Annotated in this window: 18 protein-coding genes; 11 read left to right on the top strand and 7 right to left on the bottom strand. The window is 63.4% G+C overall.

What is annotated here, in order from left to right; all coding sequences use genetic code 11:
• Nucleotides 1-69: 69 nt before the first annotated feature.
• The gene (locus NKI72_RS16775) at nucleotides 70-1,110 is read right to left on the bottom strand and encodes a CapA family protein (RefSeq protein WP_352850326.1); all 1,041 of its coding nucleotides are present in this window, start codon (nucleotides 1,108-1,110) and stop codon (nucleotides 70-72) included.
• 141 nt (nucleotides 1,111-1,251) lie between these two features.
• Between NKI72_RS16775 and NKI72_RS16770 the strand changes: the two genes are divergently transcribed.
• From NKI72_RS16770 to NKI72_RS16745, 6 genes are all read left to right on the top strand, one after another.
• Entirely contained in the window at nucleotides 1,252-2,505 is a 1,254-nt protein-coding gene (locus NKI72_RS16770) for a hypothetical protein (RefSeq protein WP_352850324.1), read from the top strand.
• 114 nt (nucleotides 2,506-2,619) lie between these two features.
• A complete protein-coding gene (gene uvrB, locus NKI72_RS16765) occupies nucleotides 2,620-5,910 on the top strand; it encodes an excinuclease ABC subunit UvrB (protein WP_352850323.1) in 3,291 nt (1,096 codons plus the stop codon).
• Between the two features lie 432 nt (nucleotides 5,911-6,342).
• On the top strand, nucleotides 6,343-7,872 hold the full coding sequence (locus tag NKI72_RS16760; RefSeq protein ID WP_352850322.1) for an ABC-F family ATP-binding cassette domain-containing protein: 1,530 nt from the start codon (nucleotides 6,343-6,345) through the stop codon (nucleotides 7,870-7,872).
• A gap of 102 nt (nucleotides 7,873-7,974) precedes the next feature.
• Complete coding sequence (locus tag NKI72_RS16755; RefSeq protein ID WP_023719167.1) at nucleotides 7,975-8,148, top strand: hypothetical protein; 174 nt, start codon at nucleotides 7,975-7,977, stop codon at nucleotides 8,146-8,148.
• A 127-nt stretch (nucleotides 8,149-8,275) separates the two neighbouring features.
• A complete protein-coding gene (locus tag NKI72_RS16750; protein ID WP_352850321.1) occupies nucleotides 8,276-8,704 on the top strand; it encodes a VOC family protein in 429 nt (142 codons plus the stop codon).
• Between the two features lie 77 nt (nucleotides 8,705-8,781).
• Entirely contained in the window at nucleotides 8,782-9,135 is a 354-nt protein-coding gene (locus NKI72_RS16745) for a DUF1428 domain-containing protein (RefSeq protein WP_352850320.1), read from the top strand.
• Here the strand turns inward: NKI72_RS16745 and NKI72_RS16740 are convergent.
• From NKI72_RS16740 to NKI72_RS16730, 3 genes are all read right to left on the bottom strand, one after another.
• Nucleotides 9,122-10,777 (bottom strand): tetratricopeptide repeat-containing sulfotransferase family protein, encoded by a 1,656-nt coding sequence (locus NKI72_RS16740; protein WP_352850319.1) that lies wholly within the window; start codon nucleotides 10,775-10,777, stop codon nucleotides 9,122-9,124. The genes NKI72_RS16745 and NKI72_RS16740 overlap by 14 nt on opposite strands.
• Before the next feature lie 181 nt (nucleotides 10,778-10,958).
• Nucleotides 10,959-11,225, bottom strand: a complete 267-nt coding sequence (locus NKI72_RS16735; protein WP_352683477.1) for a DUF1488 family protein — start codon at nucleotides 11,223-11,225, stop codon at nucleotides 10,959-10,961.
• Nucleotides 11,226-11,235: 10 nt separating this feature from the next.
• Entirely contained in the window at nucleotides 11,236-11,418 is a 183-nt protein-coding gene (locus tag NKI72_RS16730; RefSeq protein ID WP_352850317.1) for a hypothetical protein, read from the bottom strand.
• A gap of 368 nt (nucleotides 11,419-11,786) precedes the next feature.
• Here NKI72_RS16730 and NKI72_RS16725 point away from each other — a divergent pair, with 368 nt between their 5' ends.
• Entirely contained in the window at nucleotides 11,787-12,053 is a 267-nt protein-coding gene (locus NKI72_RS16725; protein WP_352850316.1) for a hypothetical protein, read from the top strand.
• Nucleotides 12,050-12,295, top strand: a complete 246-nt coding sequence (locus tag NKI72_RS16720; RefSeq protein WP_023678408.1) for a hypothetical protein — start codon at nucleotides 12,050-12,052, stop codon at nucleotides 12,293-12,295. The genes NKI72_RS16725 and NKI72_RS16720 overlap by 4 nt, the downstream gene beginning before the upstream one ends.
• 127 nt (nucleotides 12,296-12,422) lie before the next feature.
• Here the strand turns inward: NKI72_RS16720 and NKI72_RS16715 are convergent, their stop codons facing one another.
• Nucleotides 12,423-12,824, bottom strand: coding sequence for a Kazal-type serine protease inhibitor family protein (locus NKI72_RS16715; protein ID WP_023678409.1), 402 nt, complete (start codon nucleotides 12,822-12,824; stop codon nucleotides 12,423-12,425).
• Between the two features lie 490 nt (nucleotides 12,825-13,314).
• Between NKI72_RS16715 and NKI72_RS16710 the strand changes: the two genes are divergently transcribed.
• From NKI72_RS16710 to NKI72_RS16700, 3 genes are all read left to right on the top strand, one after another.
• The gene (locus NKI72_RS16710; protein ID WP_006202520.1) at nucleotides 13,315-13,527 is read left to right on the top strand and encodes a cold-shock protein; all 213 of its coding nucleotides are present in this window, start codon (nucleotides 13,315-13,317) and stop codon (nucleotides 13,525-13,527) included.
• A 227-nt stretch (nucleotides 13,528-13,754) separates the two neighbouring features.
• Complete coding sequence (locus tag NKI72_RS16705) at nucleotides 13,755-13,967, top strand: cold-shock protein (RefSeq protein WP_006202521.1); 213 nt, start codon at nucleotides 13,755-13,757, stop codon at nucleotides 13,965-13,967.
• Nucleotides 13,968-14,158: 191 nt separating this feature from the next.
• On the top strand, nucleotides 14,159-14,569 hold the full coding sequence (locus NKI72_RS16700) for a BA14K family protein (protein WP_352687867.1): 411 nt from the start codon (nucleotides 14,159-14,161) through the stop codon (nucleotides 14,567-14,569).
• A 69-nt stretch (nucleotides 14,570-14,638) separates the two neighbouring features.
• Here NKI72_RS16700 and NKI72_RS16695 read toward each other — a convergent pair whose 3' ends face one another.
• Together NKI72_RS16695 and NKI72_RS16690 are read right to left on the bottom strand one after the other, a co-directional pair.
• On the bottom strand, nucleotides 14,639-15,280 hold the full coding sequence (locus NKI72_RS16695) for an MBL fold metallo-hydrolase (RefSeq protein ID WP_352450491.1): 642 nt from the start codon (nucleotides 15,278-15,280) through the stop codon (nucleotides 14,639-14,641).
• 176 nt (nucleotides 15,281-15,456) lie between these two features.
• On the bottom strand, nucleotides 15,457-15,768 hold the full coding sequence (locus NKI72_RS16690) for a hypothetical protein (protein ID WP_352450492.1): 312 nt from the start codon (nucleotides 15,766-15,768) through the stop codon (nucleotides 15,457-15,459).
• Between the last annotated feature and the right edge of the window lie 3 nt (nucleotides 15,769-15,771).

The following is a 15,771-nucleotide window of genomic DNA, read 5'->3' as shown; positions in this document are numbered from 1 at the left end:
CCACCCGCCCCACAAGCCCGCCCGCGTTGGGCATGATAGCCGGTTTGGTGGACCGCGTCAGCGCTGCTGTCAGCGCCCGGCACCGAAGATCGCATCGAGGCGGGCCAGAACCCTTTGCCTGGATTTTCCCGCCAGCGTTTCAACCGGCATCAGCCGCTCGTGATCGCCGGCGCGCAGCCGCATGAAGGCATGCAGCCGGTAGGCGGCAATGGCCCCGCGCGTGCCGGGATCGTCGCTGATGTCGACGACGAGAATGGCGCCGATGCGGCCGGGCCATGGCTGGCGCGCGAAGGCGGTGCCGATGAAATCGCCGAGCCCATAGGCGACGAGCGTCTTGCCGATCCGCTCGATCGGCTGCACGACATGGGCATGATGCCCGGCGACCAGGCCGACGCCATGTTCGGCCAGAAGTCGCGCCATTGCCCGCGTCTTCGCACGTGGAAAATGCCGGAATTCCCAATCCCAATGCGGCACCGCGCAGAGGAGGTCGACACCCGAAGCGGCAGCGTGCGGCCATTGCGTCGGATCGGGTTGCATCGAGACTCGGCCCGCCAACTGAGCCTCGTCGGTATTGCGCCACAAGGTAAAGGCGGCAAGGCCTATGGTCAGCGAACCAACCGCAAACCGCTCGACCGGAGCCGCACTGCCGATCGTGCGGATGCCTAATTGCTCCAGCGCGGCGACGGTCTCGTCGAAGCCGGCAATACCCTGGTCGAGCACATGGTTGTTGGCCAGCGACAGCACCAGTTTTTCACGCGAAATGCCGGCGGCGGCCAGCGCCTCGGCAAGGAACCGCTCGCTCATCGCGTGGTGCGTGCCGAGCCTGGTGCCCCAAACAGCGCTCGGCCGCTCCACCACCGGGCTTTCGCAATTGCCGACCACCAGATCGGCCGAGGCAAGCAGTGCCGCAATCGCCGGATCGCAGTCTGGCGCGCGGCGATTGGCCACCGCCGAGATATCGCCGACGAAAGCCAGCCGCACCGTCCGCGCCGGCAGTGGTTCGAGCAGGGCTGCGGCCGCCGGAGCAAAGCCGCGCGCGTCGCCATTGAGCGAAGGCCGGAGAAAACGCGGCAGCCACGACAGTTTGTAGGAAAGCGGATAGTTCGACACGCGACGCCCAATCGTTTGCCTTGTGTAGACCGTCCGCCGGATTGATTGAAGCGTCGACTGTTGTGGGTGAACCGCAGGCCACAGGCGCAGCGAACCAAATGCGTGTATGATCCACTGCGGAGCGACAAAGGGGCGATCACGATGACGCGTTTTTCCAGGCTGGTGGCGTGCGCCATCATTCTTCTCCTGCCGCTGGCTTCACCCAGCGCCGCGGCTCCCGAAGCGGCGGCCCTGTTCGAGGCAAAAATCGTAGCCGAACGCGACAGCGCTCTTGCCGCTCTGGAAGCCGCCGCGCCAGGCGATCCGGCAGCCGCCTACGCCGCCGGCGCCGGCGAATTCTTCACCGCGCTGGAGATCCTGGCCGGCGGCCTGCACCGCCACGGTTTCGACAGCCCGCAATCCTTCATGCTGCCGCTGATGCGGCTGCCGGTGCCGGACAATGCCAATCCCGAGCCGCTGACCTACGAACAATTCCGCGCCATTCTCGTCGCCTTCCGCGACCGGCTGGAGAAATCCGCAGCCACGCTCGGTTCGGTACCCCCCGACGCCGACATCGGCATGGTCATCGACCTCACCCGTCTCGGCATCGACGTCAACGAGGACGGCACGATCGCGCCGGACGAGAGCGCCGCCGCGATCATGGCGTCTCTGTCACGCGGCGGTGGTGCGCCAGACGCGGCCGCACCCGCCCTCACCTTCCGCTTCGACCGCGCCGACGGCTATTGGCTGCAGGGCTATGCCGAGTTCCTGATGGAGCAGGCCGACTTCTGGCTGGCGCATGATTTCAGAAACACGTTCGACGGCTCCTTCCACATGCTGTTCCCGCGCGCAAAACTGCCACTGCAGGACACGCTCGTGCCGCTGGACGGTGGCATGGGCGGCGGCATGTTGTCGTCCGAATGGCGTCTCGCCGATTTCATCTCCCTGGTGCATCTCATCAACTGGCAAGTGGTCGAGCCTGAGCGCCGGCAAGCGGCACGCCGCCATCTCATGGAAATGATCCGGCTGTCGCGCGAGGACTGGAAAGCCATCCGCGCCGAAACCGACAATGACCGCGAATGGGTGCCTGGGCCGCAGCAGAAAGGCACCAGCCCGCTGACCGGTCTCGAAGTTGGTGAGCAGCAGGTACAGGCCTGGCTCGCCGCCCTTGATATGGCCGAGGATCTTCTGGAAGGCCGCACCTTGCTGCCGCATTTCCGCATCGCCGACAAAGGCATCAACATGAAGCGCTTCTTTGATGAGCCAAAAACCTTCGACCTGGTGCTGTCGATCACCGGCCCGGCCATCGCGCCCTATCTCGAGCGCGGCAAGACTCTCACCAGCGAGGAGTTCAACCAGATCCAGCGCCAGTTCGGCGGCGCCGGGTTTCTGACGTTCGCGCTTTGGTTTAATTGAGCGGCGCACTTCGACGTTGCTCCTGACAGCCTGCTGTCAGCAGCCAAATTGCGCGCGGCACCCTTCACCACTCCGCTCTTTCCATTTTGGCCGATACCTCCCATATTCGGGGCCATGGCCAGACTCTCCGACAAGAAAACGCCGCCGCCGGCGAATGACGAGCGCGCTTCGCCGCCCAAGCGGCGCAGTCCGCTGACCGATTTCCTCGATGCGTCGGAGCCCCTGTACAAGGGCGGCTTTGCCGAGGCGCCGCAGGCCGAGTTCACCGGCGCGCCGCTGACCGGCTCGATCGCCGACTGGGCCGAACAGATCGAGCAGGAAGCCGAGAAGGAAGGGCGTCAAATCTCCCCCCTCGAGGGGGAGATGTCGCCGAAGGCGACAGAGGGGGTCGGCAAAGGAAGCGCTCGGCATCAAGGGTCGCCGAGCACTGCCGCACCGACCCCACCCGGCGGCTCCGCCGCCACCCTCCCCTCGAGGGGGAGGGAAGGCGCCAAGTCTGCCAAGAAAATCCCCGAGCGCTCCTCTTCCCCCGGCCGTACGGCACGCGGCACCTCGATGGGCGGCGCGGCTTCGGCGCGGGAGCGTACCGCGGCCGGTCTCAATCCCGTCGCCGGCCTCGATGTCTCCCTGGAAGAGGCCGAGACCATGGCCTCGGGCGGCGTCACTGCCACCGTCGCGGCACTGTCGGCGCTGATCGAATCCGGCAATCCGCTGCACAAGGACGGCGTGCTGTGGACACCGCACCGCCCTGCCCGGCCGGAGAAATCCGAAGGTGGCATCGCCATCAGGATGGTTTCGGATTTCGAGCCGGCCGGCGACCAGCCGACGGCGATCAAGGATCTCGTCGAGGGGGTCACCAGCAACGACCGTACCCAGGTGCTGCTCGGCGTCACCGGCTCGGGCAAGACCTTCACCATGGCCAAGGTGATCGAGGAGACGCAGCGCCCCGCTCTGATCCTGGCGCCCAACAAGACGTTGGCCGCGCAGCTCTATTCCGAATTCAAGAAATTCTTCCCGGAAAACGCCGTCGAGTATTTCGTCAGCTACTACGACTATTACCAGCCGGAGGCCTATGTGCCACGGACCGACACCTACATCGAGAAGGAATCCTCGATCAACGAGCAGATCGACCGCATGCGCCATTCGGCGACGCGTTCGCTGCTTGAGCGCGACGACGTCATCATCGTCGCCTCGGTGTCCTGCATCTACGGTATCGGCTCGGTCGAGACCTATACGGCGATGACCTTCCAGATGCAGATCGGCGACCGGCTCGACCAGCGCGCGTTGCTCGCCGACCTCGTCGCCCAGCAATACAAGCGCCAGGACATCAACTTCGTCCGCGGCTCGTTCCGGGTGCGCGGCGACACGATCGAGATCTTCCCGGCCCATCTCGAGGACCGCGCCTGGCGCATCTCGCTGTTCGGCGACGAGATCGAGGCGATCACCGAGTTCGATCCGCTGACCGGCCAGAAGACCGGCGAGCTGAAGAGCGTCAAGATCTACGCCAATTCGCACTATGTCACACCGCGCCCGACCTTGAATCAAGCCATCAAGTCGATCAAGGAAGAACTGAAGTATCGCCTGCAAGAGCTTGAAAAGGCTGGCCGCCTGCTTGAGGCGCAGCGGCTTGAGCAGCGCACCCGCTTCGACCTGGAGATGCTGGAGGCGACCGGGTCCTGCGCCGGCATCGAGAACTATTCGCGCTATCTGACCGGCCGCCAGCCGGGCGATCCGCCTCCAACCTTGTTCGAATACATACCCGACAATGCGCTGGTCTTCGTCGACGAAAGTCACGTCACCATACCGCAGATCGGCGGCATGTATCGCGGCGACTTTCGTCGCAAGGCGACGCTGGCCGAGTATGGTTTCCGCCTGCCGTCCTGCATGGACAACCGGCCGCTGCGCTTCGAGGAGTGGGACGCCATGCGCCCGCTCTCCGTCGCGGTTTCGGCGACGCCCGGCGCCTGGGAGATGGAGCAGTCCGGCGGCGTCTTCGCCGAGCAGGTCATCCGCCCGACCGGCCTCATCGACCCGCCGGTCGAAGTACGCCCGGCCAAGACGCAGGTCGACGACGTCGTCGGCGAAATCCGCGAAACCACGAAGGCCGGCTACCGCACGCTGGTCACCGTGCTGACCAAGCGCATGGCCGAGGATTTGACCGAATATCTGCATGAGCAAGGCATACGCGTGCGCTACATGCACTCCGACATCGACACGCTGGAGCGCATCGAGATCCTGCGCGACCTGCGCCTCGGCGCCTTCGACGTGCTGGTCGGCATCAACCTGCTGCGCGAAGGCCTCGACATTCCCGAATGCGGCTTCGTCGCCATTCTCGATGCCGACAAGGAAGGTTTCCTGCGCTCCGAGACATCGCTGATCCAGACGATCGGCCGCGCCGCCAGAAACGTCGACGGCAAGGTCATCCTCTATGCCGACCAGATCACCGGCTCGATGGAGCGGGCAATGGCCGAGACCAACCGCCGTCGCGAAAAGCAGATGGAGTGGAACGCGGCCAACGGCATCACCCCGGAATCGGTCAAGTCGCGCATTTCGGACATCCTGGACTCGGTCTACGAGAAGGACCATGTCCGCGCCGACATTTCGCAGTTCACCGACAGCGCCGGCGCGATGATGGGCAACAATCTGAAAGCGCATCTCGACGCCCTGGACAAGCAGATGCGCGACGCCGCCGCCAACCTCGATTTCGAGAAGGCCGCCCGTATCCGCGACGAGATCAAGCGGCTGCGCGAGATGGAGCTGTCCATCTCCGACGATCCGCTGGCCAAATATGCCGACATGGAAAGCCCGGTCTCGGGCCGCGAAAAGGGCAAGCACAACAAGGGCGTGGCCAAACACCGTACATCGGAGGAACAGGAGCGTTTCCGCAAGCTCGACGAGGCACGTTCGGCCGAAGAGGCGGCCCGGCCCAACCTCTTCCGCAAGCCGGCACTCGACGAGATGGGCGCCGACGGCGCCGTGCCGGTGAAGAAGCCGCTGTTTTCGAAGCCCTCGCTCGACGCCATGGGGCCGGGCACGGATATGCCGACCCCGGCCGGCGCAGTGTCGCGTTCGCTGTTCAAGAAGCAGTCGGCCGAAGAGGCGCACGGCTCCGACTTCGGCATCCCGGGCGAACCGACCAAGCCGCTATTCAAGAAGAACTCGCTCGACGAGATGACCGTGCGGCGGACGGAAAAGCCGGTCGAAGGAAAGGTGCCAGCGAAACCACAGCCGATCTCCCCCCGTGTGGGGGAGATGCGCGGCAGGGCAGAGGGGGGCGCAAAGGAACGCAACGATTCCGCCAAACCCATTGTCCGCCAGCGCAGTGGTATCGGCTCCTACGAAGACCCGGCCGACGCCCGCCGTGAAAAGCGCCGCCCCGGCAAGACGGGGCGCCCGGGACGCTAGCGAGCTTCCCTTCTCCCCTTGGGGGAGAAGGTGGATCGGCGCGCAGCGCCGAGACGGTTGAGGGGTGCTGGACGGATCGCCGTCGGTGCCAAGCTGGAGCACCCCTCATCCGACCGCTTCGCGGCCACCTTCTCCCACAAGTGGAGAAGGGGGAGCCTATCCACTTGCCATCGGCCCTAGCCTTGGTGTAGCCAGTTTCTACAACTCGAACGTCTTGAAAGGAGGGCTGCGTGTTATTTTCTCACCACCGTCAGCGCGGCCCTGTCTTTGCCCTGCGAGCTAGCTTGCAGGGCTGACCAGGGACGGTCCGGGTTTTTCCCCGCTTCGATTTTTTGGTCTGCCCTTCGTGGTGCGCAATGCCGAGCCTAATGGCTGGCACGTGCACCGTCAAAGTGCATTGAGCCGGGCTCCGGCAAGACCAGAGAAATCAAAATGGCCCTGATCAGCCTCAAATCCCTCGGCGTCACCCTGAATGCGCCGCTGTTTTCCAACCTCGACCTCACCATCGGCACCGGCGACCGGCTCGGCATCGTCGCCGCCAATGGGCGCGGCAAATCCACTTTGCTGAAGTGCCTGACCGGCGAGATGGAGCCGACATCAGGCGACATCACCCGTACGCGCGGCCTGCGCGTCGGCTATGTCGAGCAAGTCGTCCCGGCAGCGCTGGCCGGGCGCAGCTTCCAGCAGGTGGTCGCTGATGCCTTGCCGGCCGGACAGGTCGAAAGCGAACAATGGCGCGTCGATGTGGTTCTTGACTCGCTTGACGTGCCAGAACCGATGCGCGGGCGGCCAATGCAGGCGCTGAGCGGCGGCTGGCAAAGGCTGGCGCTGATCGCCCGCGTCTGGGTCACCGATCCCGACGTCCTGCTTCTCGACGAGCCGACCAACCATCTCGACCTCGGCAAGATCAGCCAGCTCGAGACCTGGCTGAACGCGCTGCCGCGCGAGGTGCCGGTGGTGATCGCCAGCCATGACAGGGCGTTCCTCGATGCCACGACCAACCGCACGCTGTTCCTGCGTCCCGAACAATCACCGGTGTTTTCGCTGCCCTATTCGCGGGCGAGGCTTGCGCTGGACGAGGTCGACGCCTCGACCGAACGCAAGTTCCAGCGCGACATGAAAGTGGCGCAGCAGCTGCGCCGGCAAGCGGCCAAGCTCAACAATATCGGCATCAATTCCGGCAGCGACCTTTTGACGGTCAAGACCAAGCAGCTCAACCAGCGGGCAGAGCGCCTGGAAGAAGCGGCAGCGCCGGCACACCGCGAAAAGTCGGCGGGCGCGATCAAGCTTGCCAACCGCGGCAGCCATGCCAAGGTGCTGATCACGCTCGACGAGTTGGTGGTCGGAACACCTGACGGCACGGTTCTGTTCAGCACCGGCAAGCGCCACATCTGCCAAGGCGACCGCATCGTCCTGCTCGGCCGTAACGGCGTCGGCAAATCACGGCTGATCGGCCTGATCCGGAACGCCATCGTCGAGCCGGAAACGGCGGCGCAAAGCCTGAAGGTGACACCGTCGACCGTGCTCGGTCATAGCGACCAGGCGCTGTCCGGCATCGACGGCGATGACACGCCGCTGGCGATGCTCTCGCGCAAATTCGACGTCGGCGAGCAGCGCGCCCGCTCGCTGCTCGCGGGCGCCGGCGTCAGCATCGACATGCAGGAGCGAAGGATCGGCGTGCTGTCCGGTGGGCAAAAGGCGCGGCTGATGATGCTGGCGCTGAGGCTCGCCAATCCCAACTTCTATTTGCTCGACGAGCCGACCAACCACCTCGATATTGATGGCCAGGAGGCGCTGGAAGCGGAATTGCTGGAACATCAGGCGAGCTGCCTGCTTGCCTCGCACGACCGCTCCTTCATCCGCGCGGTTGGCAACCGCTTCTGGCGGATCGAGAAACGGCGGCTGACCGAGGTCGACGACCCGGAAGCTTTCTTCCGGGAGGTAGCCGAAGCCGGCGGTTAAAAAATTGCGGAAAAAATCCGGCGCTCTGTCGGATGATGATCGCATGCCACGTCCTTAGGTTGCCGACACGGTGATGCCGGCGCTAATCGAGGAGAAAGCATCATGTCCATTCTGTCATCCATAGGTCACGCCGTAACGCGTTACTCGGCGGCTCGCGCCCGTTATCGCAGCGAACGCGCCATCCTGTCATTGCCGATCGAGCTGCGCAAAGATATTGGCTGGCCGGAAATCGTCGTCGACGCGCAAAACAGCCCGCGGATTCGCATCGAAGGTTGAAGGTGGCAGTTGGCCGTCGCGGCAGGCGCCATTTCAAATCCAAAAAACCATCGGCCGTGTAGGATCGTCGCCGTTCCGTTCGTCCTGTGGTTCGCAAAGGCAAACCAGACGCAAAGAGGAGCATGACATGAATGACCAGCCGCAGACCCAGCCCGCCGCCAAAGTGCTTGGCGGATTGACGCCCTACCTTCAGCTTGACGGCGCTTTCAAAGCCGCAGAATTTTACCGAAAGGCCTTCGGTGCCGAGCAGGTCTTTGCCTATCCGCCGGATGAACAGGGCCGGACCATGCATATCCATCTCCACATCAACGGTTCGACCCTGATGCTTTCCGACTTCTATCCCGAGCATGGAATGGCCGCTGTGAAACCGCAGGGCTACACCATGCAGCTCCATCTCGGCAGCGACGACATCGACGCCTGGTGGAAGCGGGCCATCGAGGCGGGCTGCAAGGAAGTCGTGCCGTTGCAGGTGATGTTCTGGGGCGACCGCTGGGGTAATATGCGTGATCCGTTCGGTGTCGAATGGGCAATGAACGCACCGGTGAAAGCAGCTTAGCATTCCACACAAGCTGTGTCTGAAATCACCTCTCCCGCTCCAGACGGAGAGGAAAACGATCGCATGGAGGAAATCAGATGTCCTATGTCGACGGTTTCGTACTTGCCGTACCAAAGGCAAAGCTCGATGCTTACAAGAAGCTGGTGGAAACCGGCGGCGCCGTCTGGAAGGAGCACGGTGCTCTTGCCTACGTCGAATGCGTCGGCGACGACGTCCCTTATGGCGAGCTCACCTCGTTCCCGCGCGCCGTACAGGCCAAGGACGACGAGGTCGTCATCTTCTCATGGGTGGTCTACGAATCGCGCCAGAGCCGCGACGCGGTGATGGCCAAGGTGATGGCCGATCCTCGTCTCAAGCAGGACTGGGAGACCATGCCGTTCGACGGCAAGCGCATGATCTTTGGCGGTTTTCAGCCCTTCATCGAGCTGTAGGCGCCCCTCGATCAAGTTTATTGAGCAGCGGCTTCAGCCGGTCGCCATAGCGCTTCCACAGGTCGACCGAGCCCTGATACATCGGCTGGCGCACTTGCGCAGCCGACGCCGTTCGCACCGGCCGGTCGGTCTGGTGGAACGACAGCACGGCGTCGTCCCACGGCAGGCCGAGATGGGCGATCAGCGCCCGCGACTGGCCTTCCTGGTCGGCGACGAAATCCTCGTAGCGAACGTCGTGCACGACATCAGGCAGCACGGCGTGCCAGTGCGCCATGATGTCGGTGTACAGATTGTGGAAATCGGCGAGCTCGTCGAGATCGTAGCCGTAGCGATGGCTGTCGCCGCGGAAGTGCACCTTATAGATCGACAGGCAGGTCGCCGCCGCATCGCGCGCGCAATGGATGATCTTGGCCTTCGGCAGCATCATATGGATGAAGCCGACCAAGAGGAAATTGCCGGGCATCTTGTCGGTGACGTGCCGAAAACCCGGATAGCGGGCGTGCAGCATGTCGAGATAGGCCTGGCCGGCCTCGGCATAGGCCTTGTCGGGCATGTCGGCGATGCCCCAGGGAAAGCCGCCCTTCATGCTGAGCGGAAACTGCTTGCCGACCGCCGTCTTCAATATGCTGAGCTCGCCGGCGCCATAGACCTGCGGATGGCTGGCGATGATCTGCTCGACCAGCGTGGTGCCGGAACGCGGCATGCCGACGACGAAGATCGGAGTGTCCTCGGCTATCTCGCTCGGCTTGTGCCTTTCAAAAAAGGCCTTGTCGAACACCGCCTTCATCGCCTCGAACTCGCCGCGCGTCTTGCCGGCGTCGTAGTCGATGCCCTGGCGGCGGATCGCGTTGCCTTCGGCGAAATAGTCGAAGGCGCGGCCATACTCCCTGAGGTCGTCATTGGCCTTGCCGAGACCGAAGGAAAGCTGCATGCGCGCCAGGCTGCCTTGCGGCGCCTTGGCGTGCTCCGCCTCCATGCGGGCAAGCTCGGCGTCGCGCTCCTTTTGGCGCTTGACCTGGGTAAGCATCAGCCAGGCCCTCGCCATGCCGGGGTCCACAGCCAGCGCCTGCCTGAAAAGATCCGCAGCCTCGTCGAGATTGCCCTTTTCCATCAGCCCGACACCCAGGCCATGCAAAAGATCGGCATCCTTCGGCCGGATCGTCAGCGCCTCGCGAAAAACAGCCAGTGCCTCATCCAGCCGGCCCGCTTCCTGCAGCGTTTCGGCAAGCCCGACGCGGGCGCGGACATGGAACGGGTTACGGCCCATCGTGCCGCGATAAATATCCTCGGCGCCTTCGAATTGGCCGAGCTGCTTCAGCGACGAGCCGAGATTGTCACGCGCCGCCAACTGGTCCGGCCGAATCGCCACCACCTTGCGGAAGAGATCGGCGGCGGCCGCGACCCGGCCGAGGTCGCGCAGCACGGTGCCGAGATTGTTGAGGAAATCCGGATTGTTCGGTTGCAGACGCACCGATTGTTCGATCAGCGCCAGCCCCTCAGCGCTGCGCCCGGTCTGGTGCAGCAGAAGCCCGAGGAAATGCGCAGCAGCCGGGTGGTTGGCCTTTTGCGCCAGCACCTGTCGGTAAAGCGCCTCGGCTTCCTGCCGGCGCCCCGCCTGGTGCAACTGCAGCGCTTGCTGCACGTACTGGTCGAGCCCCAGTGGTGGCTGCCCGCCTGAGCCGTAACGTGCGCCTGCCGGTTGTCTCGGATCTCTGTTGATGGGAAACCTGCCGTGTTGTCCGCCTGCCGCGATCTAGGCCATCGCTGCGGCGCGTGCAAGAGCAGAGGCGGTCGCAAGGGAGCGAACCTCGGAACCCACCGAGCTAGCGGAAGTCGGCCGGCGTCAGCACATACATGTTCCTGCGGCCGTGCGAGTAGGCTTGGCGCGCAATCTCGTGGATCGACGAACGCTTGGCGTCGAAGGCGCTGAGAAATTCGGCCTCGGCTCCGCTTGCAGCCGGGTTTGCCGCCGAAAGTGCCGCGACCTCGACAAAGAACGGGACTTCGAGCATGCCGTCATGGCCGACGAAACGAATGCGCTTGGCCGCCGGGTCATAGGAGCGGCTGGGATTGGGAAAATTGAGCGTCATGGCTTGCGCGTCAAATCAGGCGGTTGCTTTCGACAAGCTGGCGCGCCCGCCGCGCCGTGCCGTCGGTGTCGGCAATCCTTCGCCTTGCCGCCTCGTCGCTTCTTATCGTGAGACGCGGCGGCAAGACCTTTATCGGCTTTGCGACAGGACTGACTGCAACTGTCGGGACATCCGGTGTTCTTGCGGAGTTCATGACTCTCTTCCTTCCATTGCTAGATAAATACAAATGCCAGAGGAATTTTTTCGGAAGTTCTTCAAACAATTTTTGAGGTGCACCGGGACCGTATCATCGTTCTGCGGATAACTATAGAAAAGTAATTTGACGTTGGTAGGGGTAAGAGGCCGAAAACTTCTTGAATAAGTCGTATTTTCAGACTAGAGGTATGAAACCGTTTGGGTCATGCTTGGCCCCGCGGTGTCAGGGATTCTCGGCCCGCCAAACTTATCCAAATCGCCGACACCTGGTACCGCAATGCAGGCTCCGCTTCCGGGGCAGGCCGGAAAGAAACTTCAAGGCACGAGAACTTCAAGGCACAAGCGAGAACTTCGAGGCGCACAAGAATGTCTGCTCGCACCACCCATTCCATAGCGCATTTCGCGGCACCTTTCGTGCTTGGCGGGCTGGATGGCATGCAGCCGGCCGGCGACTATGACATCGACCACGACGAAGAACTGATCGACGGCATGTCCTGGCCTGCCTGGCACCGCGTCGCCACTTTCATCCATCTGCCGGCAAGGACAGTGAAAAGCGCGACCAGCCAGCTTGTCGCCATTGACCATGCCGAGCTCGACGCAGCGCTTCGGCACGACCAGGAGAATGTCACATGATCCGCTTCCAGCAGAATGCGCGGCGCACGGACACGCCGGCGCATATCTTCACCGTCGGCCAGACCGTCCGCATGAAGAGCCGCACCGGCCTTGCCCAAAAGACCGCGGAGCTGTTCCAGATCAAGAGCCGGCTGCCGGTCAAGGACGGCTCGCCGCAATATCGCATCCGCAGCGATCAGGAGACCTATGAGCGGGTCACCACGGAAGACAATCTCGAACCGGTCGACAACCCGGCCAACTGAGCCGACGCGCCACAACGCTGCTTCACATGCTGATAATGCCGCAGATCCGCATCTCCAACGGGAACGGCGCTGAGCTCTACGCCGGCCCCCAGATGGTGCTTATCCGGCCAGGCTGTAGGTCGGTGCGCTAGCAGGGCCCGTCATCGACGACGCGATAGTCCGCCGCGCGGGCTTCGCATTCGTTGGGGAATGTGCGCAGTTCGCCATGGCGACGGGCACAGACGGGGCGGTATTCGCGGGTGCAGAATGTCTGCTCCTCACCGCCACCACCACCGCCGCGGCACTCGCCCTCGCGAATGATGCGGTATCCGGCCCGTTCGGCAAGGCAGGCATTGGCAAAGGTCTGGCGGTCGCCGCCGCGCCGGGCACAGACCGGGTCATATTGCCTGGTGCAGAATTGCGGCCCCGGCCGTGGCGGGCGCGGCCCCGGCCCCTCATCATCCACCACGACGGTGCAGGCTGCGAGAATTGCCGACAGGAACAGGATGGAAAAAACCTGCCGCGGAAAGATTGCCGCAAGAAACCGCATGAATGTTCTCTCCCTCGAAACTCCGGCCCGCACAAATGGTGCCTGGGTCAGGCCGATCCTCGTCATTCCGCTGCCAGATGCAACCCCTGTTTGCAACTGGCGAGCCAGAGCGGTATGCCGGCGCAAGCCAAGACAGCACCTGCCCCGCTTGCTGGACCATGCCTGGGTGAAGTCTGGCCGATGACCGCGCAGCGAACCCGGACTATCGGTGCGATGCCTCGGGATGCGCCTGTTGGGGCCGCCCGCGGCTGTGTCTTGCAAGCATCACGTTTCCGTGCGATAAATTTTGTGTTCGGGCATTTGCGACCCGGAGAGCGGAACGTTTTGGACGACCTTTCCCCGATACTGTGAATCTCTGACAGCCCCGTTTTCGGCGGGGGGTTTTACCATGCGCCAATGCATGACTGCCGAAGCAACCACCGGGACTTGCCCACGGCGCCAGGCGGCGGGCGGAACCACCAAGACTGACACGGGTGAAGGAGTTTCCCCAATGGCCCAGACCGGCACCGTTAAATTCTTCAACGCTACCAAAGGCTTCGGCTTCATCACGCCCGATGGCGGCGCCAAGGATGTGTTCGTCCACATCTCGGCGATCGAGGCTTCCGGGCTGCGCACGCTCGTCGACGGTCAGAAGGTCACCTTCGATGTCGAGCCCGACCGTATGGGCAAGGGTCCGAAAGCGGTCAATCTCCGCGCCGCCTGAACGGCGGCGTTCCGCGCGTCCTTTCGGGGTGTGGGGATGCTGCAAGGCTTTTGAGTGAACTTGAATTCTGTAAAGGCGCGGCGGTTTTCGTCGCGCCTTTTGTGTTCCGGGATGCTTGCCGGCACCCGCAAAACTTTCTCTTGCCGATGGCACTAAAATAAAGGACAAATTTCCGTCCGGGCATTTGCCGGCCCGAGACTGGACTTGTGGGATCAAAGGAGCTTCCCATGCCGCAGACCGGCACCGTCAAATTCTTCAATCACGCCAAGGGCTTCGGCTTCATCACGCCGGACGACGGGGCAAAGGATGTCTTCGTCCATATTTCGGCCGTGCAGGCGTCGGGTCTTCCCGGTCTCGAGGATGGGCAGAAAGTGACATTCGACACCGAGCCGGACAAGCGCGGCAAGGGTCCGAAAGCCGTCAACCTGTCGATCGGCTGAACCACCCCCGGGCAGAATGGACGTGGGCCGGTCTGGCCCGCGGTATTTGCCGCACGCTTGAACCGCCCAGTTAGATGAACCGCCTGGCCAAATTTCGTTCAGCCCCCGTTCAGCCACGGTCGCATATTAATCTTCGTTAAAGCCGGACCGCATCCCCCGAAACGACCCGGGCCGGCACGAAGGAGACTGACATGAACCGAATTTTCAAGACTGCCATCCTGTCCGCCGCGGTCGTTGCGACCACGCTTGCGACCTTGCCCGCGGCCAATGCCGACGAATGGCGCCATCACCGCCGGCACCACGGCAACGGCGACGCCGTTGCGGCCGGCGTGCTCGGCCTTGCGGCCGGTGCCCTGATCGGCGGTGCGCTCGCCAGCCCGCAGCCCCGCTATTACGACCCGGCCTATGATGATGAATACTACAGGCCTGCCCCGGTGCGCCGTTATTACGTGCAGCCGCGAGTGGCCTATGCCGAAAGCTATGCGGAGCCGTGGACCCGCGGCTGGTACGAATACTGCTCGGACCGCTACCGGAGCTTCAACGCCCGTACCGGCACGTTCACCGGCTATGACGGCGAACAGCATTTCTGCACCGCCAATTAGCGGAGGCAGTTTCCCGTCGGAAAAAAGCGCGGTCGCACAGGCCGCGCTTTTTGTTTCCGGCAAGCGGTTTCAGACCAGAAAAGGATTGCTCCGCCGCTCCTCACCAAAACGGCCGCCGGGACCATGGCCGCAGATAAAGCCGATGTCGTCGCCCAACGGCAAAAGCTTCTCCTTGATCGAGGCGATCAGCGCGGCGTGGTTGCCGCCCGGCAGATCGGTGCGGCCGACCGAACCGCGGAACAGCACGTCGCCGACATGGGCGAACTTCGCAGCCCGGCTATAGTAGACGACGTGGCCGGGTGCATGGCCCGGACAATGGAGCACCTCGAACACGTGCGAGCCGAACGAAACGGTCTCGCCTTCGGCAAGGAACCGGTCGGGGACACAGTTGCGCACGGGATCGGTGATGCCGTAGCGCTTTGCCTGGTTCTCGAGATTGGCGAGCAGCGGCCGGTCGGCGGCATGCGGACCGATGATCTCGATACCGAGCGCCTCCTTCAGTTCCATGGCCCCGCCGGCATGGTCGATATGGCCGTGCGTAATCCAGATCGCGCCGGCAGTGATCGCATTGTCCTCGAGCGCCGCCAGCACCTTGTCGATGTCGCCGCCCGGATCGACGACAACGCCTTGCCTGTCGTCCATGTCGAAGAGGATGGTGCAGTTCTGCTGGAACGGCGTGACCGGCACGATGCCGGCGTTGAGCTGACCCATATTCGTCCTTTCACGCTGTCGGAGCGCTGCGCGTCCCCTCGAACGCGTCAGGAGAGCTCCAACCTTGAACCAGGCCCTGATGTAGAGACACACGCGAACGGCGTCCACCGCTCCCACAAACGGCAAACGAAATGGGCGGCCGAAGCCGCCCATTTGAAAACCTGAAACGTCAAAGCTTATTTCTTCATCGCGTTCATGACCGCACCGATGATGCCGGTCAGGATGGCGCCGCCGCCGGCACCGCCAACGATATTTGAAATGTTCAACGCGCTGCCGGCCCCTGCCGCCGTGGCGGCGGCTGCCGGATCGACCGAGCCACCCAGCAGACTGTTGAGGATGGCCGCACCGCCGACGCCGCCGACAGCGCCGCCCAGGATTTTGGTAAGCTGCCCCATCGCCGCAGTCTTGATAGCCGCGCCAACCGCCTGACCACCGATGATACCCGTAATCACCTGAATAATGATCGGAAGAAGCGTGTTCATATCCATATT

Source organism: Mesorhizobium sp. M0437, from assembly GCF_040321335.1.
In the GTDB taxonomy this organism is placed as follows: Bacteria; Pseudomonadota; Alphaproteobacteria; order Rhizobiales; family Rhizobiaceae; genus Mesorhizobium.
This window is presented reverse-complemented; position numbering and strand designations above follow the sequence as displayed.

Bases quoted from the DNA above. Each gene is read 5' to 3' on its own strand.
- NKI72_RS16725 (WP_352850316.1), top strand. From the start codon at position 11,787: ATGTCTGCTCGCACCACCCATTCCATAGCGCATTTCGCGGCACCTTTC.
- NKI72_RS16700 (WP_352687867.1), top strand. From the start codon at position 14,159: ATGAACCGAATTTTCAAGACTGCCATCCTGTCCGCCGCGGTCGTTGCG.
- NKI72_RS16770 (WP_352850324.1), top strand. From the start codon at position 1,252: ATGACGCGTTTTTCCAGGCTGGTGGCGTGCGCCATCATTCTTCTCCTG.
- NKI72_RS16720 (WP_023678408.1), top strand. From the start codon at position 12,050: ATGATCCGCTTCCAGCAGAATGCGCGGCGCACGGACACGCCGGCGCAT.
- NKI72_RS16750 (WP_352850321.1), top strand. From the start codon at position 8,276: ATGAATGACCAGCCGCAGACCCAGCCCGCCGCCAAAGTGCTTGGCGGA.
- NKI72_RS16710 (WP_006202520.1), top strand. From the start codon at position 13,315: ATGGCCCAGACCGGCACCGTTAAATTCTTCAACGCTACCAAAGGCTTC.
- NKI72_RS16705 (WP_006202521.1), top strand. From the start codon at position 13,755: ATGCCGCAGACCGGCACCGTCAAATTCTTCAATCACGCCAAGGGCTTC.
- NKI72_RS16715 (WP_023678409.1), bottom strand. From the start codon at position 12,824: ATGCGGTTTCTTGCGGCAATCTTTCCGCGGCAGGTTTTTTCCATCCTG.
- NKI72_RS16690 (WP_352450492.1), bottom strand. From the start codon at position 15,768: ATGGATATGAACACGCTTCTTCCGATCATTATTCAGGTGATTACGGGT.
- NKI72_RS16730 (WP_352850317.1), bottom strand. From the start codon at position 11,418: ATGAACTCCGCAAGAACACCGGATGTCCCGACAGTTGCAGTCAGTCCT.
- NKI72_RS16695 (WP_352450491.1), bottom strand. From the start codon at position 15,280: ATGGGTCAGCTCAACGCCGGCATCGTGCCGGTCACGCCGTTCCAGCAG.
- uvrB (WP_352850323.1), top strand. From the start codon at position 2,620: ATGGCCAGACTCTCCGACAAGAAAACGCCGCCGCCGGCGAATGACGAG.
- NKI72_RS16735 (WP_352683477.1), bottom strand. From the start codon at position 11,225: ATGACGCTCAATTTTCCCAATCCCAGCCGCTCCTATGACCCGGCGGCC.
- NKI72_RS16760 (WP_352850322.1), top strand. From the start codon at position 6,343: ATGGCCCTGATCAGCCTCAAATCCCTCGGCGTCACCCTGAATGCGCCG.
- NKI72_RS16745 (WP_352850320.1), top strand. From the start codon at position 8,782: ATGTCCTATGTCGACGGTTTCGTACTTGCCGTACCAAAGGCAAAGCTC.
- NKI72_RS16755 (WP_023719167.1), top strand. From the start codon at position 7,975: ATGTCCATTCTGTCATCCATAGGTCACGCCGTAACGCGTTACTCGGCG.